Genomic DNA, 12,745 nt, shown 5'->3' with positions numbered 1-12,745 from the left:
GGATTTGAAAATTAATTTGTAAAATTCTGATTTCTCAACTGAAAACTAAATTATGATTGATTTTGGATATACGATAAATAAAGACCGGCAAATAGATTTCGATAATGCTGACAGGCGAATTATTGAATATGTTGCAAAAGAAGAAAGTACTATTAGCATTTGTCTTATTTGCGGTGCATGCACAGCTACATGCAGTGCCGGTAATTTTACGGATTTTAATATAAGAAAGATAACAAATATGATTCGTGTTGGTGAAGTTGAAAATCTCAGAGAAGAAATAAAAAAATGTATGCTTTGCGGTAAATGCCAATTAGTATGTCCGCGGGGAGTTAATACGAGAAATATTATTTTGAAAATAAATGAGGCAATTAAATTATTTCATTAAAATGAGTATTGAGGGAACATCCCAAAATGTAATTACTTTTTCTTTGTGCTCCTTTGAGTCCTTTGCGGTAAAAATATTTAACCACAAAGTCGCACAAAGGAATTCACAAAGTCACACAAAGGATTTTTATTAAAAAAATATTAATAATATAATTGTTAATAAAAATGAATTTTGACCCATTTGTAATACCTTTCTGCGCAGGAGCGGTGGTGCTTTTTGCAATATTGCTATATAAATATACCGGTTGGATAAATAAATTTTCAATTGAGGAAAAGAAAAAGATTTTAAAAGGTATTTTCAGCAGAAAAATTATTATTGCAACAAAAGAGGTGCTTATGGAATCTCTTTTGCACCGAAAAATATTCAGGGTAAATCCGTTGCTCGGATACATGCACTCATCTCTTGCTTTTGGCTGGTTTTTACTGATAAGTGTTGGGATTATTGAAGCAAAAATTCACAGCAACTGGGCTTTTAACATGCCTTACGAACCCATATTTTATAAATTTTTTAATCATAGCATGGTTGGAAAAGAACATTCTGCATTTTTTAATTTTATAATGGATTTCATTTTATTGGTTATACTTTCAGGTGTGGCTTTAGCTTTTGTGAAAAGATTTTATTCGAAATTATTCGGAGTAAAAAAATCCACTAAGCTAAAGCCATTCGATAAATTTGCTTTAATTTCACTGTGGTGTATTTTCCCTTTAAGATTTTTAGCCGAAAGTTTTACATCAGGAGTTTATCACAACGGCGGCTTTTTAACAGGTAGCGCAGGACATTTTTTTAATTTATTTCTTCCTGTTTCAGTATTGATATATCCTGCATGGTGGGCTTATTCAACTGCTCTATGTATCTTTTTTATATCGCTTCCTTTCTCAAGATATATGCATATTTTGACGGAAGTTATTTTAATTTATTTCAGAAATTTCGGATTAAAGACAGAAAAAGAATTTACATCTTTTTCGGAAATAGAAGTCAACTCATGTCCGCGATGTGGAATATGCATTGATAAATGCCAGCTCGCTTCGGTTAATGAAATAAATAATGTTCAATCGGTATATTTTTTGAAATCAATTAGAGAAAATGAAATTGAAAATAATGTTGCAGCAAATTGTCTTCTTTGCGGAAGATGTCAGGAATATTGCCCCGTTGGAATAAGCACAAATAACATAAGAATTGCTAAAAGGAATGAAATTTCAAGCATCGAAAATTCGTTTGAATATCTGAACGGACATGAAATAAAAAATTGCGATGTTATTTATTTTGCGGGCTGCATGACTCATTTGACACCTGCAATAAAAAAATCAATGACAGCAATTCTCGATAGAGCAAAAATAAATTATTGGTTTATGGATGTTGCTGAAACTACTTGTTGCGGCAGACCTTTGATGCTTGCCGGAAATATTGATGGTGCAAAAAAATTAATGGAGTATAATAAAAAACAAATCAAAGAATCGAAAGCGAAATTGCTTGTTACTTCTTGTCCTATTTGTTATAAAATGTTTAAGGAAGATTATTCGCTCGATATTGAAGTGTTACATCACACACAATATCTTTTGCAATTGGTGAATCACAGAATATTAAAACTACATAAAATTGACAGGCAGCTTGCATATCACGACCCGTGCGAACTTGGTAGAGGCAGTGGAATTTATTCTGAGCCGAGAGCGTTACTTAATAAAATTTCCACATTAAAAGAGTCGGCTGATAATAAAGAGGATTCGCTTTGTTGTGGAGGAAGCATTGGCAATACTCAAATAAAATTTCAGCAACGCGATGCCATAATGCTTGAAACATTAAAAGGACTTACCATAAACAATCCCGATACAGTGATAACTTCTTGTCCTTTGTGTAAAAAATCATTTTCCAGAAAAAGTATTATAAGAGTTGCCGATATATCTGAAGTGGTTGCTGAAGCGATGGATAGTTGATTCTGGAATTTAAAAATTTCTCGCAGGGTTATGCAGAGTTTTTCGCTGAGTTTCGCAGAACCGAAAATGGAATTACTTATAAACTCTCGTTTTTTTTGTTACAGCAGATGCAATAAAAAATCCCATTACATCTTTATCTTTATTTGTCAGGTTTTTTACATTACCTTTAACATTTGATCGCGGACCGGAAAAGAAAGGGTCTCCTGCATATACTTCCATGAAAGCAGCGTAAATAAAATCATAATATTCTTTTGTTATTGCTCTCATTTCAAGGGTAACAGTATCATTTATTTTCGGAGTAAAAGAATATATGGGGAAATCAGGTATGTAATGCCCGTTTACCATTAGGTCATCGGTAAACATTAATCTTTTTAATGTATCGGATTGAATTGTGTCATTTATATAATAAAGCCATAAGTAATAATCGCCTGTTGTAGCGGGTTCTTGTGCCCAGAGATTAATTGTAGCTTTTTTATGGTCGAACTGGTCTGTTCCGAAAGTTATCGAATCAATAGGAGCGACGTATTTCAGCAATGAACTTGCTGAATATTCCTCGCCATCATATTTTATATTCAATGTATATGTTTTTCCTACAATACCTTTTATTGAATCTGTTTGATAAATACCCTGAGAAGTTTCGGTGAGAGGGAAAATAGAACTACCATCACTTATTGAAACTACTGCACTCGTTGCCATTGGCTGAGTTTCATTTTTAAAATAATTGCTTGTCTTCGAAAGTTTAATTGTATGGCGTTTATACTCATCTGTGAGCAGTCCATCAACAACCAATCTCACATAAGCGTCCTTTGTTTTTATATCAATTTGCTTTTTGCAACCTGATATTGCAAGAACTATTAAAAACAATAAATAGAAAATTTTCTTAAACATATTTTTTTGTAAATTAAAAATGAAAATTATATGATACTGATGGCACAAGTGGTAAAACATAATATTTATAAGCAACCATTGTGTTCTCATCATTTTTATCGGATTCAAATGTTACCATCCAAGCATTTTTCCTGTTGTAAATATTATAAACTGAAAAATTCCATTCACCATGAAACTTTTTACCGGTTTTATTTTTCCCTTTAAGAGTAACACTAACATCAAGGCGATGATAATCGGGCATTCTGTATGAATTTCTTTCGGAATATACCGGAATCACAGTGTTTCCATATACAAATCTGCCTGTTGGAAAAGTAACTGCTGCACCCGTTGAATATAACCAGTTTATTGCAATGCTTAATCTTTCATTGATTTCGTAATTTGCAACAACTGAAACATTATGCGGTTTATCATTACCTGATGGGTATTCATATCCGTTGTTTATTTCCTTTATTGTTCTGAATGCCCTTGCATACGTGTAGCTTATCCATCCGGTAATCAGTCCTTCCTGTTTTCTTACCATACATTCAACTCCATAAGTTTGTGCTTTACCAAATCTTAGCTCGCCATCAATCTTTGGATTAAGCAACAGCAAAGCATGGTCTTTGAAGTCAATTTCATTTTTATATTTTTTATAATATGTTTCGAGTGAAACTTCGATTGTATTCTTTCTTAAATTTCTGAAATAACCAACTGAATACATATCGCAATATCGAGGTTTTATGTTGGCACTTGAGGGCAGCCAGATATCGAGTGGAAATCCACCTGTGGAATTTGATGCAAGATGAAGATATTGCATCGTTCTTGAATAACAACCTTTCACGGAAGATTTTTCGTTGAGTGAATATTTTAAACTTATTCTTGGCTCGAGTCCCGAATATGTATTATAAAATTTCCCTTTACCATAAACGGTGGTATCTATGGTTTCGTGTTCGCTGTTGAAAGAATAAACAGTTGTGGCGCCTATGCTTTGAAAAATCGAATATCTTAAACCGTAATCAATAGTCAGAGAAGAATCTATTTTTTGCTCATTACAGATGAATATCCCGTCTTCCATAGCATTGGAAGTCGGCATTTTCAATTCATTAATGAATGTATTTTCTCCAGTACCTTTAGCATAACCCGGATTGAAGTGATGAAATGTTGAAATGAACCCGAATTTAATTGTATTTTTCATATTCGGATAAAAAGTAAAATCTGATTTAATGCCATAATCCTGCAGATTTGCAATCCACTTAAAGCCCATCATTGCCTGTTCAACCTTCATTCCGTAATCATAATTGCTGAAAAGGAATGTGAGATTAGAAAAGAGTTTTTTTGAGAAGAGATGATTCCATCGGAATGTCTCGGTATTATTGCCCCAGTCCAAATGAAAATCTTCGGCAAATTTAAAAACATCACGACCGAAATATGCTGACAAAAATAAGCGGTCTTTATCACTTAATGTATAATTCAGTTTCATATTAAGGTCATAGAAGTGAATCTTTACATCCTGAATCATCGTGTCGGGAAATATTTTGAAATATGAATCACCATAAAAACGCCTTGCAGAAATCATAAACGAAGAGGTGTCTTTAACGATAGGTCCTTCTAATGTTAACCTGCTTGAAATAAGTCCGATGCTACCTGTGCCGCAATATTTTTTCATGTTGCCGTCTTTCATTCTTATATCAAGCAGAGACGACATTCGCCCTCCGTATTCGGCGGGAATATCTCCTTTATAAAGTTTAATGTCTTTAACAGCATCGTTGTTGAAAACAGAAAAGAATCCGAGTAAGTGGGAAGCGTTGTAAACAGTAGCTTCATCAAGTAAAATTAAGTTCTGGTCGGCACTGCCTCCTCTTACATTAAATCCCGAATTGCCGTCACCTGTGGATTGAACTCCGGGCAATAGCTGAATTGCTTTGAGAACATCAACTTCGCCCATAAGTGCAGGTATTGACTTTATCGTTTTGGCATCAAGCTTTACAACTCCCATTTCCGCTTTATTTATATTTTCATCGGCTCTTTTATCGGTAATAACAACTTCCTTTATTGCTGTACGGGTTTCTTCCAAATCAACGTTAATCGTTATGTCTTTTGTTAAATTAATGTTTTTTGAAATGTTGTTATATCCGATATAAGAATATGTAACGTTGTAAATGCCGGCAGGCAAGCTTAATGAATAGAATCCGTAAGAGTTGGTAACGGTTCCTGTTTTTAATTCTTTAACATAAATGGTTGCACCTATCAATACTTCACCATCCTTACTGTCTTTAATATGCCCGCTAATAGTGAGTTTCGGAAGTGTTAAAGCATTTGCATTTAATGCTGTTACCAGAATAATAATTATAGTTTTAAAAATCAATCTTTTCATCTAATCAAAAATTTCATACAAAGACAAATAATCTTTTTAATAGTTGCAACTTAAAGAAAACAAAGTTAAGAGTAATTTATTATTTAAAAAGTTATATTCTGTGAAAAACGAAAAAATGACGATAAAAGTATTTCGTATTTACTTCGATATTCGACATTCGTTATTCATTATTATTAAAAAAAATATCAAATCAGGCTGATGGAAATAATGAATTTCGAAGTTTCGGGAACATCATAAAGCATCATATAGAACTTCTACGGAATGATAAACTTTCCTTCCGGTTCCATCTTTAATCTGTTGGCGGCAGCTTGTTCCCGGGGCAACAATTACTGTTTCATTTTCCGATTTTCTGATTTCGGGAAATAAAATTAATTCACCGATTTGCATTGATAAATCATAATGTTCTTTTTCGTATCCGAAAGCACCAGCCATTCCACAGCATCCGGAAGGTATAATTTCAACTTCGTAATTTTTGGGAATACTTAAAATTGTTTTTGTGGATTCTATTGATGCCAATGATTTCTGATGACAATGCCCGTGCAGTTTTATTTTCAATTTTTTATCCGAAAAATCATTTGCTGAAATATTGTCATTCTTAAATTCATTTTCCAGAAACTCGTCAATCAAAAAAGTATTCTTTGAAATGTTTTCAGCATGAATTTTATTTTTATTTTCAGCCAATCTTAAATATTCATCTCTGAAACTCAGAATTGCCGAAGGTTCTATTCCCAGCAAGGGTGTGTTTTTTGTAACAATATTTTTGAATACATCAATATTTTTGTTTGCAATCATTTTTGCTTTACGGATAAATCCTTTTGAGAGTAATGCTCTTCCGCTTTCGGGATGCATTGGTATTTCAACCTCATAGCCAAGCTTTGTTAAAAGCTTGATTGCTTTTATTCCTGTTTCTACATCATAATAATTTGTAAACTCATCGCAAAATAAATATACTTTTCCTTTTATTTGCACATTATCCAAAGGTTTTAATTCTTGTGCATTTTGAGCAATCCATTTCCGTAAAGTAAAAGAATGTAACAACGGGAAATTTCTTTTTTGCGAAATGTTTAGGAAATATTTTAAAGATTTACTTGTGAAATTATTTGACATTGCAAAGTTGTAGAACAAATGAAATTTTGATATAAACAAATTTATCTTATCAATATTTGCGAAAAGCTTTGTCCTTAAATGAATTTTATTTGAATCAAAATAATGTTGAAGAAATTCAGCTTTATAAGTTGTCATGTCAATATTCGAGGGGCACTCAGATTTGCAACCTTTACATGAGACACATAAATCCAGAACTTCATAAATTTCTTTGTGATTAAATATGTTTGACTTTTCAGAATTAGTGAGGAATTCTCTTAAAATATTTGCTCTTGCACGTGTTGATTTGTTTTCATCTTTTGTTGCCATGTATGAAGGACACATTGTTCCTCCTGCTGTAATTGTTTTTCTGCAATCTGCCGAACCATTGCATTTTTCAATGGCTCTCAGAATTCCATCTGTATCGCTGAAATCGAAATGAGTTTTTATTTCGGGAATATTTTTTTCGAAAGAATATCTCAAACTTGTATCCATTGCCGGTGCATCAATAATTTTTCCCGGATTGAAAATATAATCTTCATCAAAAGTTTCTTTAACTTTTTTGCAAAGTTCATAATTATGTTCGCCGATAATTATTTTAACAAATTCGCCTCTCGCTCTTCCATCACCATGTTCGCCGCTTAACGAACCTTTGTATTTTTTTACAAGATTAGCAGTGTATTCGGCAATTTTTCTAAGAAGCTGAACTCCCTCGCAGGTTTTTAAATCCAATACCGGCTTGATGTGAACCTCGCCTGTACCAATGTGTGCATAGCAAACAAATTTAACATTCAGATTTTTGAGAAATTTATTTAATTCAGAAAAATATTCAGGTAAAACATTTACATCAATTGCAGTATCTTCAATAAATGAATGAGGTTTTGCATCACCTCGCATGTTTGATAAAACGCCGAGTCCCGCCATACGCAAATCCCAAGCTTTGTTTATGTCATCGTCGAAAAGTATCGGGAAGTGGCAGCCGAGTTTCTGTTCTTCCATTGCCCGTTGCATTTCCGAAGCAATTTTATTTATTTCCTCTTTGGTTTCTTTAGCGAATTCAACAAAAAGAATTGCTCCTGGCTCACCTTTAATGAAGAATTTATTTTTCTGCTGTGAAATGTTTTGTCCTGCAAGTTCTATAATTGTTTTATCCATCAATTCCACAGAAGACGGTTTGAATTTAAGGGCAATAATATTTGCCTGCAATGCTTCTTCAACGCTGTTTATATGAATACAAACAAGTGCTTTTTCTTTTGGTGGCAATGGAACAAGATTTAATTTTATTTCCGAAAAAAATGCAAGAGTTCCTTCCGAACCGGAAAGTAATTTGCATAAATTAAATTTTTCGGAATTATTTTCAAAAGGGGAGGAGTTTAGAATTAAATCGAGAGCATAGCCCGTATTTCTGCGAGGAATGTTTTTTAAAGGATATTCGTTTTTTATTTCTTCCTGATTTTTTTTGTCATATAAAATATTTTTAATGCTTTGATAAATTTTATTTTCAAGAGAATTGCCGTTGCATTTTTCTTCAAACTCAGTGTTTGAAAGCGGCTTGAATACTGCTTCGGAGCAATCATTTAATATTGCTTTTATTTCGAGCGTATGTTCACGAGTACTGCCGTAAACCAACGAATGTAAACCGCACGAATTATTGTTAACCATTCCGCCTATTGTACAGCGATTGGCAGTTGATGTTTCGGGACCGAAAAATAACCCATGCTTTTCGAGATGTTTGTTCAACTCCGATAAAATAACTCCCGGCTGCACCTTCACCCAATGTTCTTCAACATTTAATTCAATTATTTTATTAAAGTATTTTGAAATATCAACAACAATGCCGCTTCCTACACATTGTCCTGCAAGCGAGGTTCCGCCTGCGCGAAATATTAACGATATTTTTTCTTTTTTCGCAAAACGGATTAATTTTTTTATATCATCATCGCTTTTTGGAATTGCAACTGCCTGCGGAATTTCGCGATAAATTGATGCATCTGTTGCATAAATCAAGCGTGTTGCTTTATCGGTAAAAAAATCACCTTCTGATATTTTTGCGAGCTGCCTATACTTTAAATCCATTTGGTTAAAATCAATAGAACGCAAATTTAAAAAGATTAGTTGATTTTTTTGTTAATGAAATAAATCAAATTTCAGAAAAATTATTGTTATTTTTGAAGTGTTAAGTATGAAGATTAAAATAACAAGGTGAAGATAATGAGCTTAAATGACGCAGATATCAAAGTCCCGCCAAATACTAAAAATAAAACAATGAAAAAAAATAAAAAATCAATCAGAAAAGCTCAAAAAAAAGATGTTGATATTATTCATAAACTTTTAGATATGGAGCCATTCAAGTATAATGACGATGTTCCTTATGACAGAGAATGGATTGAAGTACTTGTTACAAATAAAAAATGTTTGACTTTGGTTTACGAAACCGAAGGGCAAATAAAAGGTTTTATAAGCGGAGAAAAATTAATTAGCAATGTTATTTTATTATGGTTTTGTGCAGTAAAAAAAGAATATCAAAATAAAACTATTGGCATAAAACTTTATCTCGAATTTGAAAAAAAATGTAAGGAAAGAGGAATAAATGCAATTCTTGCTTATGGATACAAAACATCTGCTAAAATGTTGGAAAAACTGAATTTTTATTCCAATGAAAAAATGTATAAAGAATTTTATAAGCCATTAGAAGAGCAATTGACAGAATAAAACTAAATGATTATACAAAATTGGCGATGCAATATCACAATGGTGGCTGATAATTATGGTTTTAAGAATATTGTCGTAAATTATAAAAAAAAATATCGAAAGAATTGGTTTTTATTAAACCATTATTTATTTTTGTCTTGGCTCTGTACTAAAAAAATAAGTTTTTAGAGGTGCCCTTAATTATATTGTGAGTATTAAAAAATATGTAGCCATGAAAAAAAGTACGCAATTTGTTATTTCAATGCTATTTGGGATTATTGCCCAGTTTCTTATCTTATCAGCATTCGCACAAACTGATTCCTCTAAATACAGGGAAGGTTGTGTATTGTTCAAATTAAAAGATAATGTTTCCATAACATCGGGAGCATTTAAGCAGGTATATCAACGAGAAGTTGATAAAACCCAGTTTTCTTTTATAAAGAAGATATCAGATTTATATTCTGTTGCCAAAGTTGAGCGCCCTTTCTATGATGCAGATGTACGGGATATAAGAATGCCAAGGATATTCAGAATGTATTTTAATAACCATGCAGAAGCAGATGCCATTATTAATGAACTTCAGAAGATGGATATTATTGAATATGCAGAAAAAGAACCTGCATACCATTTGACTTATGTGCCCAATGATGAATACTATCTCAATCAGGTGCCTGGTTTTGCTAACGTGGGATGGAAATGGTATTTTGACCTTGTTAATGCTGAAACAGCATGGGATATATATCTTAATAACAGACCAGCAAGCCCTAATATAAAGGTGGGTATTGTGGATAATGCTGTTTATACCACACATGAAGACCTTGCTGATAAAATCGTTGCCACACATAATGTATATGATGGCACAAGCAATTGCAATCCTGTATCCAATACGTATGATTGGTCGCATGGTACGCATGTTGCCGGCTTGGCTGCTGCCGACTTTAACAATGGTCTGGGAATGCCTTCCATAGGTGTAGACAATAAAATAGTTGCAGTGAGGATAACAAATAATTTGGGAGGTATAGTGAATGTTCCCGATGGCATTTATTGGGCAGCAGATAATGGGGCTAATATCATCAATATGTCTTTCACTTCTACTACTGGTGGTAGTACCCTTCAGGATGCAGTGAATTATGCATATAATACAAAAGGGTGCATCCTTGTAGCTGCTGCGGGCAATGAAGGAAATACCACAATAAATTATCCCTGTGCTTGTACTAATGTGATTTGTGTGGGGGCAGTTAATTCGAACGACCAAAGAGCTTCTTTCTCCGACTATGGCAGCCAGGTAGATATTGCTGCACCGGGTGGGCAAAATACATCGTACAATTGTGCTGCGTTGAGTTCAACAGCATGTCTGTCTTCCGCCTACGGTAGCGCATCAGCTCCTGACCTCACACCTTTGGGAATAGTTGGAAATTATCATCTTATGGTTGGTACTTCTATGGCAACTCCTATGGTTTCAGGCCTGGCCGGATTGATGTGGTCGCTGAATCCAAATCTTACAAATAGCCAGATTACCAATCTTCTCGTGTCGACAGCGCATAATATCGGGTCTCAGCAGATAGGTCCCCGTATGGATGCTGCCGCTGCTATGCAGGCAGTTTTGAATACCGTAGATGTTAAAGAAAAAATAAAAAACAGCCAGTCAGCTCATTCAATAAATATTTATCCTAATCCTTCTAATGGATTGATAAATATTTATTTTAACTCCGGTAAAAATCCTATATTGGTTAAAATTACAGGAATTGATGGAAAAAAAGTTATTGAAAGGTCGTTTGCAGACAACAATAAAAACAATAGTATTCAATTTGACATGACAACATATCCTGCCGGATTATATAATGTTACGTTAATGTTTGATGACTATGTGATAAGCAAGAATATAAACATAATTAAATAAAGGATATTTATCGTCAAATAAATATATATGTCAAGTTTCACAATGTTGTTTATAATAACTTGTGTTAATAAAATTGGAAAATCCATTTTGCTATATGTTTTTTCGGATTTTAAAAAAAAACAATGAATAACTTCACTGATGAAGAGCGGTTGAAAACAGATTTTAAAAATTTCTGATTTCTTTAGTTCGATTTATTTTGTTACCTAAAAACAACAAAACCCCTGTAAATACAGAGGTTTTATTGTTTTAAAAAGTACCCGAAGCCGAACTTATTTAATTATTTCTCGATTTTATCATATTTTACTGTACTTCTTTGTTTGTCGGCATTACATGTGTTTTGTTTAATTCAGCTTAAAGTAATTTTAATCAATTTTATAAAATATTTGCCCCTATTTTTGACCCCTATTATTTTTATATTTATCTTTGTAAAATCAACTTAATTATATTTAATAATGGCAAATATAAACTTTTATTTAAAATCAGTCAAACCAGATAAAAAAGGTTTGAAACCTATATTATTACAAATAACTTTTAATTATAAGAGGTTTCGTCTCCATACAGGAGAAAAAGTAAAACCTGCATTATGGAATTCAAAGAAACAAAGAATTTTCGAGAAAAGAAACTTTAATAATGAAAAAGAATTAGTAAGAATAAATAATTTCTTAGATAATATTGAAGCTGATGTGAAAGATTTAATAAATGATACAAAACTTAAAAAAATTGAACTTTCAGAAGCATATTTTAAAAACAATCTTTTTAAAAAAGAAAACAAATCAAACAACTCATTTTTTGAATTATTCAATGAATACATCGAAACAAACAAGTCAACAAGAGCGGAAAGAACGATTAAGGGATACACAACGGTAATGAATTTTTTAAAGAAGTTTGAAAGTCAAACAAATTTCGCAATTGATATTAACACTTTAGATTTAATGTTTTTTGATAAGCTCAAAGAGTTTGCTTTTTTGAAAATGAAAATTGCAGATAATTATTTTAGTAAAATTATAGCTGTTTTAAAATCTTTTTTAAATTGGGCAAAAGATAGGAATCATCATAATAATGATATTCACAGAAAATTTAAAGCACCGGAAAAAGAAAAAGAGATAATATATTTAACAATTGATGAATTAATGAAGCTTACCGAATATAATTTTGAACTTGAAAGACATCAAAAAGCAAGAGATTTATATTGTTTTGGTTGTTATACAGGATTAAGAGTGTCTGATATTAATCAATTGAGAAGAGAGCATATAAAAGATAATGTCATTTATAAAACTATTCAAAAAACCAAAAGCTATGAAACCATTCCTATAAGTTCATTTGCTCAAAATATTTTAAATAAATATAATGATTTGCCTTTAACTCCACTTCCAACAATGTCTGAACAAAAACTTAATAAATATATCAAAAAATGTTGTGAAATTGCAGAAATTAATGAAAGTGTTAATATTGTTAAGTTTTCAGGTGGAAAATCAATAGAAATCACAAAACCCAAATACGATTTGATAACAATC

Annotated in this window: 8 protein-coding genes; 5 read left to right on the top strand and 3 right to left on the bottom strand. The window is 32.3% G+C overall.

Annotated features, from left to right (window positions below):
* Positions 1 to 52: 52 nt before the first annotated feature.
* A complete protein-coding gene (locus WC223_07090) occupies positions 53 to 385 on the top strand; it encodes a 4Fe-4S dicluster domain-containing protein (protein ID MFA6924004.1) in 333 nt (110 codons plus the stop codon).
* 164 nt (positions 386 to 549) lie between these two features.
* Entirely contained in the window at positions 550 to 2,316 is a 1,767-nt protein-coding gene (locus tag WC223_07085; GenBank protein MFA6924003.1) for a (Fe-S)-binding protein, read from the top strand.
* A 72-nt stretch (positions 2,317 to 2,388) separates the two neighbouring features.
* On the opposite strand, the gene WC223_07080 is transcribed toward WC223_07085, so the two are convergent.
* The 3 genes from WC223_07080 to WC223_07070 all read right to left on the bottom strand — a co-directional run bounded on the left by WC223_07080 (position 2,389) and on the right by WC223_07070 (position 8,716).
* Positions 2,389 to 3,204 carry a DUF4249 domain-containing protein gene (locus WC223_07080; GenBank protein MFA6924002.1) on the bottom strand — a complete coding sequence of 272 codons (816 nt, stop codon included), beginning with the start codon at positions 3,202 to 3,204 and terminating at the stop codon, positions 2,389 to 2,391.
* Positions 3,205 to 3,217: 13 nt separating this feature from the next.
* The gene (locus WC223_07075) at positions 3,218 to 5,557 is read right to left on the bottom strand and encodes a TonB-dependent receptor (GenBank protein ID MFA6924001.1); all 2,340 of its coding nucleotides are present in this window, start codon (positions 5,555 to 5,557) and stop codon (positions 3,218 to 3,220) included.
* A gap of 231 nt (positions 5,558 to 5,788) precedes the next feature.
* Entirely contained in the window at positions 5,789 to 8,716 is a 2,928-nt protein-coding gene (locus WC223_07070) for an FAD-linked oxidase C-terminal domain-containing protein (protein ID MFA6924000.1), read from the bottom strand.
* A gap of 189 nt (positions 8,717 to 8,905) precedes the next feature.
* On the opposite strand from WC223_07070, the gene WC223_07065 reads away from it, so the two are divergent.
* The 3 genes from WC223_07065 to WC223_07055 all read left to right on the top strand — a co-directional run.
* Complete coding sequence (locus WC223_07065) at positions 8,906 to 9,352, top strand: GNAT family N-acetyltransferase (protein MFA6923999.1); 447 nt, start codon at positions 8,906 to 8,908, stop codon at positions 9,350 to 9,352.
* 211 nt (positions 9,353 to 9,563) lie between these two features.
* The gene (locus WC223_07060) at positions 9,564 to 11,231 is read left to right on the top strand and encodes a S8 family serine peptidase (protein ID MFA6923998.1); all 1,668 of its coding nucleotides are present in this window, start codon (positions 9,564 to 9,566) and stop codon (positions 11,229 to 11,231) included.
* 452 nt (positions 11,232 to 11,683) lie between these two features.
* On the top strand, positions 11,684 to 12,745 hold a 1,062-nt coding region (locus WC223_07055), incomplete at its 3' end, for a phage integrase SAM-like domain-containing protein (GenBank protein ID MFA6923997.1).

The organism is Bacteroidales bacterium (assembly GCA_041671145.1).
Lineage (GTDB): Bacteria > Bacteroidota > Bacteroidia > Bacteroidales > JAHJDW01 > JAQUPB01.
This window is presented reverse-complemented; position numbering and strand designations above follow the sequence as displayed.